Source organism: Thermogemmatispora argillosa (genome assembly GCF_059696725.1).
Window position 1 is genome coordinate 2,082,161 of record NZ_AP019377.1, and the last position, 14,480, is coordinate 2,096,640.

General features: G+C 59.8%; 10 protein-coding genes and 2 pseudogenes. 3 read left to right on the plus strand and 9 right to left on the minus strand.

Annotated features, from left to right (window positions below):
* Positions 1-25: 25 nt before the first annotated feature.
* The 8 genes and pseudogenes from nuoF to AC6H1L_RS08130 all read right to left on the minus strand — a co-directional run bounded on the left by nuoF (position 26) and on the right by AC6H1L_RS08130 (position 8,329).
* A complete protein-coding gene (nuoF, locus tag AC6H1L_RS08095; RefSeq protein WP_497601015.1) occupies positions 26-1,324 on the minus strand; it encodes an NADH-quinone oxidoreductase subunit NuoF in 1,299 nt (432 codons plus the stop codon).
* Between the two features lie 53 nt (positions 1,325-1,377).
* Positions 1,378-1,926 (minus strand): NADH-quinone oxidoreductase subunit NuoE, encoded by a 549-nt coding sequence (gene nuoE / locus AC6H1L_RS08100; protein WP_497601016.1) that lies wholly within the window; start codon positions 1,924-1,926, stop codon positions 1,378-1,380.
* Entirely contained in the window at positions 1,923-3,083 is a 1,161-nt protein-coding gene (gene nuoD / locus AC6H1L_RS08105; protein WP_497601524.1) for an NADH dehydrogenase (quinone) subunit D, read from the minus strand. Before nuoD ends, nuoE begins: the two co-directional genes overlap by 4 nt.
* An 848-nt stretch (positions 3,084-3,931) precedes the next feature.
* Positions 3,932-4,393: pseudogene (locus AC6H1L_RS08110) on the minus strand (NADH-quinone oxidoreductase subunit C); the annotation flags it as partial.
* A gap of 278 nt (positions 4,394-4,671) precedes the next feature.
* Positions 4,672-5,080, minus strand: a pseudogene (locus AC6H1L_RS08115) (NADH-quinone oxidoreductase subunit B); the annotation flags it as partial.
* A gap of 68 nt (positions 5,081-5,148) precedes the next feature.
* Entirely contained in the window at positions 5,149-5,505 is a 357-nt protein-coding gene (locus AC6H1L_RS08120) for an NADH-quinone oxidoreductase subunit A (RefSeq protein ID WP_497601017.1), read from the minus strand.
* 403 nt (positions 5,506-5,908) lie between these two features.
* The gene (locus AC6H1L_RS08125; protein WP_497601018.1) at positions 5,909-6,760 is read right to left on the minus strand and encodes a sulfurtransferase; all 852 of its coding nucleotides are present in this window, start codon (positions 6,758-6,760) and stop codon (positions 5,909-5,911) included.
* A gap of 318 nt (positions 6,761-7,078) precedes the next feature.
* Positions 7,079-8,329 (minus strand): Gmad2 immunoglobulin-like domain-containing protein, encoded by a 1,251-nt coding sequence (locus tag AC6H1L_RS08130; protein WP_497601019.1) that lies wholly within the window; start codon positions 8,327-8,329, stop codon positions 7,079-7,081.
* 678 nt (positions 8,330-9,007) lie between these two features.
* Between AC6H1L_RS08130 and AC6H1L_RS08135 the strand changes: the two genes are divergently transcribed.
* The 3 genes from AC6H1L_RS08135 to AC6H1L_RS08145 all read left to right on the plus strand — a co-directional run bounded on the left by AC6H1L_RS08135 (position 9,008) and on the right by AC6H1L_RS08145 (position 12,061).
* The gene (locus AC6H1L_RS08135; protein WP_497601020.1) at positions 9,008-9,283 is read left to right on the plus strand and encodes a helix-turn-helix domain-containing protein; all 276 of its coding nucleotides are present in this window, start codon (positions 9,008-9,010) and stop codon (positions 9,281-9,283) included.
* A 468-nt stretch (positions 9,284-9,751) separates the two neighbouring features.
* Positions 9,752-10,921, plus strand: coding sequence for an ABC transporter ATP-binding protein (locus AC6H1L_RS08140; protein WP_497601021.1), 1,170 nt, complete (start codon positions 9,752-9,754; stop codon positions 10,919-10,921).
* A 480-nt stretch (positions 10,922-11,401) separates the two neighbouring features.
* Positions 11,402-12,061 (plus strand): LysM peptidoglycan-binding domain-containing protein, encoded by a 660-nt coding sequence (locus AC6H1L_RS08145; protein WP_497601022.1) that lies wholly within the window; start codon positions 11,402-11,404, stop codon positions 12,059-12,061.
* A gap of 571 nt (positions 12,062-12,632) precedes the next feature.
* Here the strand turns inward: AC6H1L_RS08145 and AC6H1L_RS08150 are convergent.
* Complete coding sequence (locus AC6H1L_RS08150; RefSeq protein WP_497601023.1) at positions 12,633-14,282, minus strand: acetolactate synthase; 1,650 nt, start codon at positions 14,280-14,282, stop codon at positions 12,633-12,635.
* Between the last annotated feature and the right edge of the window lie 198 nt (positions 14,283-14,480).

Genomic DNA, 14,480 nt, shown 5'->3' on the forward strand with positions numbered 1-14,480 from the left:
CGGCAGCCACTCGCTCAGACTTGCTTCAGAGCGCGGCGGCAGCCGGCCTGCGCGCCTTTGGTCCTACCATGCAGCCCCCCTCGCGCACGTGATATTCGTATTCCTCGCGGAACAGCTTGATACTGCTCGTAATCGAAGAGGTTGCCGCATCGCCCAGCGGACAGAACGACTTGCCGCTGATATTATCACAGATATCCAGCAAGAGATCGATATCGCTCAGTTTACCGTGGCCGTGCTCGATGCGCTCCAACAATTGCACCAGCCAGTAGGTGCCTTCGCGGCAGGGCGTACACTTGCCGCAGGACTCATCGCGATAGAACTCGGTCATGCGCAGGACCGCATCAACAATGCACGTATCCTCATGCATCACGATAACGCCACCGGAGCCGAGCATCGAGCCAGCCGCCGCCACCGACTCAAAATCGAGCGGCGTATCAATTTTGTCGGCCCCCAGAATAAAGGTCGAGGAGCCGCCGGGAATGACGGCCTTGAGCCGCTTATCGTCAAGGATGCCGCCGCCGTACTGCTCATCGTAGATCAACGTGCGCAGCGGCGTGCCCAGAGGCAATTCGTAGTTGCCCGGCTTCTTGACATGGCCGCTCAGGCAGAAGATGCGCGTTCCCTTGCTCTTTTCGGTCCCGAAGGAGGCATACCAGTCAGCCCCGTTGCGCACAATGGCGGGCACTGTCGAGAGCGTTTCACAGTTATTGATCACCGTTGGCCCGCCGTAGAGGCCGACCGCCGCCGGGAAGGGCGGCTTGAGACGGGGATAGCCGCGGCGCCCCTCCAGAGACTCCATCAGGGCGCTCTCTTCACCACAGATATAGGCGCCGGCCCCGCGATGGACAATCACATCGAGACTATAGCCGCTGCCCAGAATATTCTTGCCGATATAGCCGGCGGCATAGGCTTCGTCGACGGCGCGCTGCACCTGGCGGGCGGCATAGGCCAGCTCGCCGCGCACATAGATAAAGGCCGTTGAAACGCGACAGGCGTAACTGGTAATGATGACGCCCTCAACCAGCTGATGGGGGTTTTTCTCCATCAGCATGCGGTCCTTGAACGTACCCGGCTCGCTCTCGTCGCAGTTGCAACACAAATACCGCGGCTCATTCTTGGCCAGAAATCCCCACTTCATGCCGGTTGGGAAGCCAGCGCCGCCGCGCCCGCGCAGGCCGGATTTCTTGACCAGCTCGACGATCTCCTCCGGCTGGTACTCGCGCAGCGCCTTCTCCAGGGCCTCATAGCCACCGTACTGGCGATAGACGTCGAGGCGATCGATTCCGGGTACATCGATGTGCTTCGTAACAATCAGTTCTGGCATAGTACGCTTCCTTCACTCCAGCACAACATCGGCCAACCAGCTAGCCCTGCCCATCAGCAGCCGCCGGCGCCTGATGGGCGCTGCCCCAGGACCTGGCCACGGCCCTGGCTCTGACGCTGGCCCTCGCTCTGTAATTCCGCTTCCCATTGATCGACCAGGCGATCAACCAGCTCGGGCGTCAGATTCTCGACGAACTCGTCGTTGACCTGGAGTACCGGGGCCGTGCCACAGGAGGCCAGGCACTCCGCCGTCAAGAGCGTATAGCGGCCATCGGGGCTGGTCTCGCCGCGCTTGATACCAAGACGACGCTCTAGCTGCTCGATCAAAGCATCGCAGCCGCGCAGATAGCAAGAGATGCTATTGCAGACCTTGATCACCTTCTTGCCCGGCGGGCGCTGATAGTACATCGTATAGAAGGTCGCAACGCTCTCCACGTCGTCGACCGTCATATTTAGGACCTCTGCCACCGCCTCCAGCGCCGCACGGCTAATATAGCCTTCCTCGGCCTGCGCGATATAGAGCGCCGGCATCACGGCGGAGCGGGCCACCGGATAGCGAGCTGCCAGCTCGCGCATGCGCTGCTTTGCCTGTTCTGAAATCATCGATCAACCTCACCGAGCACGATATCGATGCTCCCGATGGCGGCCACCACGTCCGAGAGCAGGTTTCCCTGGATCATCTTCGGCAGCGCCTGCAGATTCGCAAAGGAAGGCGCGCGCACGTGCATGCGGTAGGGCCGCGCTGAGCCATCGCTGACAATGAAGAAGCCCAGCTCGCCCTTGGGCGACTCCGTGCGGACGTAGACTTCGCCGGCGGGTGGACGATAGCCCTCGGTGTAGAGCTTAAAGTGATGGATCAGGGCCTCCATGCTGCCGGTGATCTGCCATTTGGGCGGCGGCGCCACCTTCGGATTGGCCACGCGATAGCGACCGGGCGGCATGCCCTCTAGCGCTTGGTTGACGATGCGCAGGCTCTGCTCCATCTCTAGCATGCGCACCATATAGCGATCATAGACATCGCCATTGCTGCCAACCGGAATCTCAAAATCGAACTGCTCGTAGCCGCTGTACGGGAAGGCCTTGCGGATGTCCCAGGCGATGCCGCTGCCGCGCAGGGTTGGGCCACTGGTTGCATAGGCAATGGCATCCTCTTTGCTGAGCACTGCCACCCCTTTGGTACGCTCCAGCCAGAGCGGGTTATTGGTCAGCAGGTCATGATACTCCGCCAGGCGATCAGGGAAGACGCGCGTGAAGGCCCGCACCTTCTCATCGAAGCCAGGTGGTAGATCGGCCTGCAGGCCACCCGGGCAGATGTAGCTGGTCATCATGCGCACGCCCGAGACATACTCAAAGATATCCAGGATCATCTCGCGCTCGCGGAAGCAGTAGAGGAAGACGCTCATCGCCCCCAGGTCGAGCGCACTGGTGCCCAGCCAGACCAGATGGCTGGCGATACGCTGCAGCTCGGCCAGCAGCACGCGTGCATATTTAATTTTATCGGTGATCTCGTCCTCAATCCCCAGCAACTTTTCCACCGCCAGCGAATAGCCCAGGTTATTGCACAGTGGGGCCAGATAATCCATGCGGTCGGTCAGCACCAGGGCCTGATGGTAGGTTTTCGATTCGGCGGTTTTCTCGATCCCAGTATGCAGGTAGCCAATATCTGGCTCGGCCTTGACCACCGTTTCACCCTCGATGGTCAGCATCAGGCGCAGCACACCATGCGTGCTCGGGTGCTGTGGCCCCATGTTGATGGTCATCGTATCCTGACGCTGACCGCTCTCGTTTACCTGGCCTTCTTCGATGGTATAGCGCGTTTCTAGCTCCTGTTGCATAAGCAAGCCCTCATTGCTGCATGTCAGCCGTTGCACTCCAGAAGCGAGCGGATCAAGCAGCAAGAGCATCCACGTCCTGCTTTGACTGCGCTTGCTTCCTCAGCCTGCGTTCTCGCAGCCCCGGCAGACCAGGGCTGTCCCCTCTTCCTTCTCTTCCCTTCTGTCTTTGCTCCGCGGCTGCTGCCCCCTACGTTTTCCAGTCACTTCAGCTCTGCGCCCACGGCATGGAGCCTGGCCGGCGGTCCATGCCGTCTGGAAGATGGCACGCTGGCTGCGTTGCTTTGTCCGGCCTTGTCTTCCCCCGCTGTTCTCTCTTTACCTTTCTTTCAGTATCCTCGTTTCAGTATCCTAGAGCGGATCAACGCCTCTACAGGCAGCGCAGGCCAAAGCGGCGAAGGCGGGGCCAGATCAAGTGATCTGATCAGCCCCAGAGAAGCAGGCCAGCGAGCAAGCGAGCCTTGGCTTCCTGACCTCCAGAAGAGTAGGTAGGAAGGAGGGCGGGAAGCCTTGGTCAAGGCTCTCTTTTCCTGCCCATCCTCATGCCATTCCGACGGGCGGACAGCAAATCAGCCCGGCAGGTAGAGCAATAGATCAAGCTAAAGCAGCCGGTAAGGTGCTCACGCTCGCGGGGTACCCGGCTCTGGGTTTCTAGTAAAGGCGCTGCGACTCTCGTTCAGCTCGCGGCCCTGGGGGGTACGGAGGGTCTGGCGGCCAACGCCGGGGTCCACGTCGTAGGGAACCTGACCGCCCCAGTGTGGTTCAGGCAGATCGAAGCCGGTCAGCGGATAATCCTTGCGCAACGGATGAGTGGTCCAGTTGCTCGGCATCAGAATGCGGCGCAGGTCGGGATGATTGCTAAAGATGATGCCAAACAGATCATAGACCTCGCGCTCATACCAGTTCGCCGCCGGCCAAACACCGGTCACCGATGGCACCTGGGGATGTTCCTCGCGCCTGCCACCCACGCGCACCTTGAGCGCGAGCGTGCTGCGTCGCGGCAGCGAGAGCAACTGATACACCACATCGTAGCGGGGCACGCGCTCCAGCCAGTCGACAGCGGTGATCGTTGAGAGAAAGGTATACTGATGGTGCCGCTTGAGATAGTCACAGACAGCAACCAGGTGCTCAGTGGTCAAAACTACCGTCAGCTCGCCACGATGCTCGACGGTTTCTACCACCGCCTGGGGGAAACGCTCGCGTAGGGCTGCTACGGCAGCCTCGGCAAATGTATCCATGATCGCTCTTTCTTTCGCCTCGCTTTCCCCGCGCTGCTCCCATCCTCCCTCTTGCCCCACCTCTGCACGCTTTGTGTTTGCTTGTTTGCTTGTTCTCGCCTTCCAAGGCCAGCCAGCACAGCGGCGGCAAGCCGGCCAGGGAAGGTCTCGCAGTTCAGTACTTTAGCCTGGCCGCTCCTCGGTAGGACCAGGAAGCTTCAGGCCGCTCTCCTTGAGCGGATCGGGAGGATTGGGAATCCCTTCGCGGATCTTACGCTGCAACTCATTGAAGCCATAGAGCAGCATATCGGGTGTGGGCGGGCAGCCCGGGATGTAGACATCGACCGGGACAATTTTATCCACACCCTGAACGATGGCATAGTTGTTGAAGACGCCGCCACAGGAGGCGCAAGCCCCCATCGCGATGACCCACTTTGGCTCAGGCATCTGATCGTAGATCTGGCGCAGCACAGGGGCCATCTTGATCGAGCAGCGGCCCGCGACGATCATTAGATCGGCCTGGCGCGGCGAGGCTCGATAGACCTCGGCTCCGAAACGCGCGATGTCAAAGCGGTCGGCACTGGTGGCCATCATTTCAATGGCACAGCAGGCCAGACCAAAGAGCGCCGGCCATAGCGATGAGCTTCGCCCCCACTCGATAAGCTTGCTAACCTGCGTCGTCAGGATGCCAAATTCGCCAGTGCGCATCGGCAACTGGCGCGGACGACGTGGCGTCTGTGTGTTGGAAAAGGTCTGTACCGGTTCCCAGGGATTGGTTATTCCCATGTGAATGCCCCTTTTCGCCAGACGTAAATGTAGCCAATCATCAGGATCACGAAGAAGATGAGCAGCTCGATCAGGCCCAGCGTCTTCAGTTGATCCTTTAAGAGGACGGCCAGGGGATACAATGAGACAATTTCAATATCAAAGGCAATAAAAAGCATCCCCGTCAGGAGATATTTGACAGGAAAGCGCCGCTTCGGCGCCTGTATCTCCTGGATGCCACATTCATAGGGCGCCAGCTTCTCGGGCGTCGGCTTCTTCGGGCCAAGAACCGTCGTCGCCGCCATAACTAGCAGGCCAAAGAGAAGCGCCAGCGCCACCATGAGAAAAATGGGGAGAGGATCGCCCATCGTGGATATCCTTTATTTCCGATAAATACTCTGCGCGTTCTTCAGGGTACCGGCGCTGGTACCTGGTGTCATTTATACACTACTTCAGTTTGTATGGTAGCACAGCATGTCCAGGCTGTCAAACACTTGGACCTGGGCTAGCCGGCCCGCTGTCGCGCTCTCGCCCACGCCGCTCCTTCCTCTCATTGCTATGATGCCAGATGCAATAATAAGTGAATGGGAAGATTTTATTATATTTCCGCTCAAGAGAGGAGCAAGATCTTGGGTTCAGCAGGCAGAGGAGTAAGCCAGGCGGGAAAGGAACAAAAGCCAGGACCGCAGGTAGGTGAGCGCAACTCTGCGCTCGCCCCGCGGCCTGGCTTGCTCTGGATACAGGAGGGACGTGTTAGTTGTTTGTCTGCCGCTATTTCTCGATGGGGACCCCGACCAGGCTTCCCCACTCGGTCCAGGAGCCGTCGTAGTTGCGCACGTTGGGATAGCCCAGCAGGTAGCGCAGGGCAAACCAGGTATGGCTGCTGCGCTCGCCAATGCGGCAGTAGGCGATGATTTCTTTGTCGCCTGTGATGCCCTGGCTCTCGTAGATGGCGCGCAGCTCGTCTGCCGATTTGAAGGTCCCGTCTTCGCGGACGGCGCTGGCCCAGGGAATATTTTTGGCCCCCGGAATGTGCCCACCTCGCTGGGCCCCTTCTTGGGGCAGGTTGGGCGGCGCCAGCAGCTCACCTTTGTACTCGCCCGGTGAGCGTACGTCAACTAGCGCCACATGGTTGTCGCCCAGCTTGCTCAGCACGTCGTCTCGGAAGGCCCGGACTTCGCGATGTGGCTCCTCAGCGCGGTACTCGGTGCGCGGGTAGCTCGGCACTTCCGTGGTCAGGGGCCGCTTCTCAGCTACCCACTTGGCTCGCCCACCGTCAAGCAGACGCACATCTTTGTGTCCATAGTATTTGAGCAGCCAGAACGCCCAGGCGGCAAACCAGTTGTTGTTGTCGCCATAGAGAATAACGGTCGTATCATTGCTGACGCCTGAGCGGCTCAGCAGGTCCTCTAGCTGCTCCTTGCTGATGGGGGCGCGAATGACCTGGTCCTGCAGCTCTTTCTGCCAGTTGAAGCCCACTGCCCCGGGAATGTGCCCCTGCTCATAGGCGCTGGTGTCTACATCTACCTCAATGAGGCGTACGTTGGGATCGTTAAGATGTGCCTCAACCCAGTCGGCATCTACCAGCACTTCAGGATGGGCATAGCCTTTGTTTTCTGCCATCGATCTCCTCCATGTTCTGCCTGAAATATTTTTGATTTTGTTGAGCGACATACTCAACAAAGTCCTTTCTCTTATTAGAAACGGTCGAGGTGGTCGGTTTTATTCCAGCCAGCGGGGTGTGGAAATGTTCTTCGGGTGCAAAGGGCAGGGCAACAGGAAGCGCCCACTACTGGGTGAGGGGACCAGGCGTGATCTCGCTCAGGAGCGGAGATCTGGCCGGGCGAGAGTGGGGGAAGAAAAGAGTCGGACCGCGATGATCCGGCAGGCGATCCGACTCTTTGCGGGTGAGCTGAGTCAGCCGGGTCTGACCGGTTTGCTTCAGGTGAGCAGGACCTTGAGCAGGGTTCCTGTGGCGATCGAGCCGTCGGCCTGACTGGGCGCGGAGAGCATGAGGATGCCCTCTTGGGCGCCGGCATTGAAGTCGCTGCTATAGGTGAGGTTAGTCGAGAAGGTGGTCGGGCCGTTGCCACTCGCGCCGTGCACTTGGGCCTGACCTACCTGGTTATAGAGATGATCGAGCACGCGGAGGCTGCCTATCACCCCTTCGAAGGCGTTGCCTTTCCCGGTGACAGTCGTGGGACTGTGCAGCCGATCCAGGGCTGCTGGCGCACTAATGGAGAGCGTGGGGCTGCTGACATTGGTTACTTCCCAGATGCCTCCATTGGTGTTGGATTCGAGCCGGCTCATGCTGACGCGAATGGTGCTGCCACCCGGGTGAGGGCTCTTGACCTCGACGAGTGCGTTGACATCGTGCTGACCACCGCCGCTGATGAGGTGGGCCGGGGCATTTGGTCCCCAGTTGAAAAAGGCGGTGGAGGCGGCCAGGGCCTGGGCAACTTTGACCGCATCCAGTTTCCAGGGGTCATGTCCCTGGTTGACCGCCGCCTGATCCGCTTCGGCTTGGTAGCGCGTCAGATCAGGAAAGAAGGCCGGAAAGGCGATTTGGACCAGAGTTTGCTGAGCATCCGACCATTTGAACTCACGAAAAAGGTCGCGCTGGTAATTGGCCGGGTTGCGCCCGTGGTTGAGGGCCGAATTCTGATCCACTTCGGCGGTGAGTACGGTGTTGTAGCCGCTGATGATGGCGTCGCCATCGTAGAGGTTGAGGAGTTGAAAGATTTGCTGTGGGTTGGGGCCGGTGATGTGGTTGTAGACGTGGACGTCAAGAGCATGGCCCCCTTGATGCGCGACTGTGACCAGGGCCTGCAGCTCCGGCGTCCCCATGAGGTTGGCACATTGGACGCGCGTCACACTGGTGACGCCGGCTACAGCGTGCACGATGCTGCTCCAGTAGGCCGCGGTTTGGATGGCCGAGGGACAGGGACGGGGCCCAAGTAGCACGACCGGCGAGGCGGTGGCTGTGGCTCCTCCCGCCCCAACTGTGGCCGTGGCGCCAGTCCCCGATGTCCCTTGGCTCCCTCCTCCAAATGGGGAGCTGCAGGCCGCCAGGCAGAGGCTGAGGAGCAGCAGCACGATGCCACCGCTCAGGGTCAGGCCGCGATAGGCATGAGGCCTGAGTGGGTGCTTTGGGTGTTTGGGCCGCGTGGGTCGATGAAAGCAGTTCAGCATGGGCTTTCTCCTCGGGTATGGGACTGCGCTCGTTCCCGCTGCAGCATTAGCATAACATGGCTTGCCAAGGGCTTCTGTGAATTGGCACATATGAGCTATGTGAACTACTTACTAGCTCGCTATTATTTTTCTGGTCTCCAGACCGACACGTCTGGCGAGGCCTTCTTACTCGGGCCAGCGACTTCCGTCTCTCGCCAGGTCGGCAGGCTGCTCCCTTAGCGCTATCTGGGCTTCTTTCTTACCGCCTGGTACCTTTCTCCTAACGCTTGAGTATCAGCCTAATTACAGCTAGAACAGCGCTCCATAATTCGGTGGGGAGCATCTTCCAATTGGTCCTCTAGAGCCAGTGCAGTAGGGCTGAGATCATGCTAATAAACAGGGATCTCTCGGCTCTTTTCTGCTCTACCCGCTTACCCCTCCAAAACGCACTTTAAAAAAACCTCGCTCTGCTTTAGGATTCCCCCCGTCAAAATTCTAATTTGTTATTTTCATGTGTCAATTTGCTATTCACAATGTGAATAGCGTTGTCATCAGGAAGGATAACAGCCTGTCATGTTTGAACATTTGTCCAGGCGACCGGCGCTCAAGTCGGGCCCTTTTTCGGTCTTCTTAGCCACAATCTTTATATTTTTATATGCATCTATTACACTTTTTACCCTCAAAGGAGGAGGGGAAAAGATGAGCGCGTCCAAAGATAGTCTTAAGCGCTTCGGCCAGGCACTGCGGCAGAGGCGCGAGGCCCGTGGTTTCACGCGCGAGAAGCTCCTCACTCGGATGAGCGACCTCGCCAGCGAGCGCTATCCGGGTCGGCGTGTGCCTGATGTGAGCACTATCGCGCGCTGGGAACGGGGCGAACAATGTCCGCGGAGCTTCCATCTCAGGCTTGTCTGCGAGGTCCTCCAGGTTAAGCCGGAGGATCTGGGCTATCCCAAGCCGAGCCGGCGCCGGCCATGAACTCCATCCCATGCCATCATTGGGTGACAAACAAAAGAGAAGGGGCTATCGTTGATAGCCCCTTCCCGTCCGGTAAGGAGAGTAAGGGAAGCGTCCTGGGGGTCGGATCGGGCTGGTCGGGAGAGACGGGAGGCACAGGTCTAGGAGAGGAGAGAAGTGGCAGCGGCTCACTGAACACTTCGGACGCTCCCCCTCTCTACTCTTCTTTATCGGCTCATCTGCTTCATTCAACAGAGACAGTTCCTATCGATTGCTTGATTCAAGTGAAGAAAAGCCGGCATTCTTGCTTGTATCACCTCTCTTGCGGACTGCAGGGACAGGCAGGGGCAAGCCGGGGGGCATCCAGGGGGAAGCGCCAGATGGAAGGGGACCTGTCGCACGAAGCGGGCCGAGGCTCCGGCTTGATCATGCGCCCATGCGCTTGCAGCTTGCAGAAAGGCAGACCTTGGCCTATACTAGCTAGCAGATATGTTGACGGCCACGTTTGAGGTAGAACTTGCTGGCCAGTCAGGACGGCGAGCATCAGCAGAGCAGACGAGTCACTTTCATCTTCAGCTCAGCCTCCAGGCCGAGACTGGTCGCACCACGGTGCTCCTGGGCGAGAGCGGTGCCGGCAAATCGACGGTCTTGCGACTGCTGGCCGGCCTCTTGCGTCCCACGCGCGGGCAGATGGTTCTTGACGGCATCTGCTATTTTGACAGTGAGCGTGCGATTTTTGTCCCTCCCCAGGAGCGGCCTATTGGCTATGTCTTTCAGGATTATCTGCTCTTTCCCCATTTGACGGTCTTCGAAAACATCGCCTTTGGACTGCGGGCCCAGGGCCTGCGCGGTCAGGAAGTACGCCGCCGTACAGAGGCGGCCATCGAACAAATGCGCCTCAACGGTCTGGCCACCCGCCGCCCGGCTCAGCTCTCCGGTGGTCAACAACAGCGCGTCGCTCTGGCCCGCGCACTCGTGCTTCAGCCTCGCCTGCTCCTCCTCGATGAGCCGCTCGCGGCTTTGGATGTGCAGACCCAGCGCGAGGTACGCCAGGAGCTGCGTCGCCTGCTGAGTGAGATCGGCATCACCACGATTTTCGTCACGCATAACCACCTGGAGGCTCTGCTCTTCGGCGATCAGATTCTGGTGCTTGACAACGGTCAGGTGATTCAGCAGGGCAGCCGACGCGATTTGCTGGAGCATCCCCGCTCAGCCTACATCGCTGAGTTGGTGGGGTTGAATTTCTTGCGCGGGCAACTTGTGGCGCAGGAGGCGGGGGCCCTCTGTACGCTGGCCATCAGCGGCGGCAGTCGCCCCTTGCTGGTGAGTGCCGTTTTGGAGGAGAGCGAGCGCATAGCAGGAGAGGAGCTGCGCGAGGCGTGTGTGGTCGTTGACCCCCGCAGCATTACGCTCTATCGTACGCCACCGGAAGGCTCGGCTCGTAATCTCTTCGCCGGCCAGATTGTCCAGATTTTGCCCCTGACCGCTAGCCATAGTTCGGCGCATGACGGGCGCGTCCGCGTGAGCATCGAAATCGATCCGGCTTTGCCCCCGCTCACCGCCGAGATTACTGAAGACTCCCTGCAACGCCTGGAGCTACATGAGGGCGCCCATATCTATGCTGGCTTCAAGGCTACCGAGGCCCGCGCCTACTTGTGAGTGCGATGTAGAGCTTCTCCCCGTGCTGCTAGCGCCCTCCCCTGGTCCGGGGGTTGGCGCTTGAAACGCTCCCCCCTCCCCGTTCGTTGGTAATTCAGGTTTTTCTTGCCCCTGCGGTTCTGCACAAATAGTCAGTCCATCACCTATAGTCTCCCAATCATTGTTACGCATGCTTGCTTTAGCACTACAATAGCCAGTTTTGGCTATGTTTCAAATAGTATTTGCATGCTTCAATTTAGCTCATGCTATTATATCCGTGTTCCCGCGCCGGTTGATTGCTCTCCACAGGGAGCGTCTTTGCACCTCGTGGGAACGCTAGAGCTTGCGGCGGGTTGCCCGAGTGAGCTGATCGGCCTGGTCTAGCGGCCTCTGGCCATCCACCGGGCGCAGCGCCGGGCCGATCGCTGCGGTCGCAAAGGCTATCTGGCCCGCCGGAGCCGCTGTTTGGGGAGACTTGTAGGTTTAGTCAGAAGGGGTTACATGCAGTTGCTACATACGGACATTCGTAAGTGTGGACAGCAGAACAAAGGAGGTCGTCTCTTTACGAAATTCGCCGCCAGCCTCATGCTGGCTCTCGCACTGGCGGGCGCCCTGCTCACTCTGAGCAGCCAGGGGGCCCATGCCCAGGCCGCCCGCGGCTGCTACACCGTTGTCTCGGGTGATACCCTGAGTGGGATCGCCGTGCGCTATGGTACAAGCTGGCAGACGCTGGCTTCCTATAACCATATTCCCAACCCGAACCTGATCTTCCCGGGGCAGCAGGTCTGCATTCCTGGTCAAGGGAGCAACAGCGCGACCTCGGTGAGCGTCCAGAGTCAGAGCCAGACGACGCAGAGCAGCGCAGTGTCAACCACCTCGTCTCAGAGCGTCAGCGGTTCGATTCCGCAGATGATTTATCAGGTCTTCGGCTCCTATGGCGCCCAGGCCCTGAGCGTCGCCCAGTGTGAGTCAGGGCTAAATCCGTATGCGACCAACAGCTCATCTGGAGCAGCGGGTCTCTTCCAGTTCCTGCCCAGCACCTGGGCCACCACCTCGCAGGCGGCCTACTCGCCCTACAACGCGGCGGCGAATATTCGCGCCGCTTACGAGGTTTTCGCGCGTGACGGGTTCTCCTGGCGTGAATGGTCCTGCCAGCCGTAGCCGACGCTCAGCCTGGTGGGCAGCCAGAGAGAGGCTGCAGATACCGCAGACACCGCACAAGACAAGTGAGGACCTTCCTGGCCTCCAGTCTGCCCTGTCGATCGCTCACAGCCGCGCCATAGCATCAAGCGGCCTGAGAGCCTGGGCCTGAAGCAAAGTGAGGAAGACAGAGGCCAGTTTGAAAGGAGCAAGTATCAGGAGTCGTCCGTCTCCCAAACAGAGCGCTCACAACGAAAGGAGTATCTTCTAGGGGGCGGCTTGCCAGCACAGTGGTCTGACTCTCTGCGGAAGAGCACAGGTAGTCAGCTCTGAGCAGACAAGGCCCGCTTCCCTGAGCAAGAGGCAAAGCGGCGGAGGTGGCTCCGGCTGAGCTAGAAGCTTTGGCCGGCGCGACTCCGCCGCTCTTTATATTTGCAGCGATGGCGCTTGTTTCGTCTCTCATCTCCCGTTCCCTGGACTGGCTGCCGTCTCCCAGGCCGGCCATCTCGCGTGAACGCCTTACCAGTGCCCAGCAGAGCCAGGGCGCGCAGGAGAAGGGAGGGGAAGCAGCGCCGCCGCGAGAGGCGGCGGGCTAGACCGCGACATTGGTCGAACGGCTATAAGGTTTATCGGGATCAATCAGTACATTGATACAGGCAGGCAGCCCTGACGCGAAAGCACGCTCTAGGGCCGGGCGAATCTCCTCGGGGCGCTCTACCAGCTCGCCGTAACCACCCAGAGCCTCCACCATCTTATCGTAGCGAATGCCCGGCGCCAGCTCTGCCGCCGTGGCATGACCGATCAGCGCTTTCTGGGGGTGCTTAATCTGGCCCCAGGCGCCATCATTGCCGATCACCGAGACCACCGGCAGCTTATGACGCACCATGCTTTCAAATTCCATTCCGTTCAGCCCGAAGGCACCATCTCCATGCAGGATCAGGACGCGCTTGCCCGGGCGCGCCAGTTGGGCCGCCATTGCAAAGCCGGTGCCCGTTCCCAGCGTTCCCATCGGACCGGCATCCAGCCAGTAGCCGGGTCGGTAGACGTTGATCACGCGTCCGCCATAGCTGACAATGTCGCCTCCATCTCCGATGACAGTGGTCTCTTCATCGATAAAGTCGCGAATCTCCTTGCAGAGGCGCATCGGATGGATGGGCACAGCGTCGGAGTTGAGGGCCGCCGCATCGCGCTCCCAGGCCCTGGCTTCTTCTTCGCGAATGAAGCGCAGCCAGGCCCGTTCACCGCTATAGGGCTTGCTGGCCGCGGCAACCTGGCGCATGGCCAGACCTACATCTCCTACCAGTCCTACATCGGCCCCACGATTGACTCCGATATCCTCGCCTGCAAGATCAAACCAAATTAAGCGGGCCTCAGCAGGGATGAGCGGCGGTCGCCCGTGATTGAGGCGAAAGTCCATGCGCGTTCCAATGGCCAGAATCGTATCGGCGCCTTCCAGGGCTTTGCGCCGCGAGGCGCTGAAGAAGAGGGGATGAGTGGGAGGCAGGCAACCTCGCCCGGCGCCGTTGAGGTAGACCGGGGCCTGAATACGCTCGGCCAGCTCGCGCAGGGCTTCGGAGGCATCGCACCACCAGACGGCGCTACCGGCCATGATGACCGGGCGCTCAGCCTGCTCCAGGAGAGCGGCAGCCTTCTCGACCTGGTCAGGCGTTGGCTGGATGGGACCCGCCGGACGATAGCTTTGCGGCTCGCCAGGATCGGTCACATTGTCGGTGTCGGCCAGGTTATTGAGGACATCCATCGGGATCTCTAGAAAGACGGGGCCGGGCTTCCCGTTAAGCATCTGGCGGAAGGCTGCCGCGACATATTCGGGAATGCGTCCAGTTTCGTGTACAGTGCGCGCCCATTTGGTGATAGGACGCAAGAGATCGATCTGATTCATTTCTTGCAAGGCACCGCGATCCCACAGGCTCAGCGGCGCCGCTCCGCCAATGACGAGGACAGGGCTGCCGGCCAGATAGGCATTGGCAACCCCCGTTACTCCGTCGGTGACCCCCGGACCGGCTGTCAACAAGGCTACGCCCGGTCGACGCGTGCACTTGGCCCAGCCCTCGGCTGCATGGACTGCTGCCTGCTCGTGCCGGGTGTCAATGACACGAATGCCCTCACGGACACAGCCGTCGTAGATGGCCGCGATATGTCCTCCGCTGAGCGTGAAGACGACTTCAACGCCCTCGCGCTTCAGGATCTTGGCAACCAGCCAGCCACCATGCGTGATACTCACGTTTCGCCTCCTTTGTCTTGAGCAGCTCTGCTCAGTTGCTTCTCTCTCTCTGTCAGCCCAAGGCCGCCAGCTTTTGGGTCAATCTCGCTCCGCCGTCTGCTCCTGTCATGAGCAAAGGCTCCCTTCCGGTACGCAGGGAGATGGCTTTCCTCCGCCGACAGGCTCGCACTCGCTGCTGACAGAAGGGCCAGCCGCTAC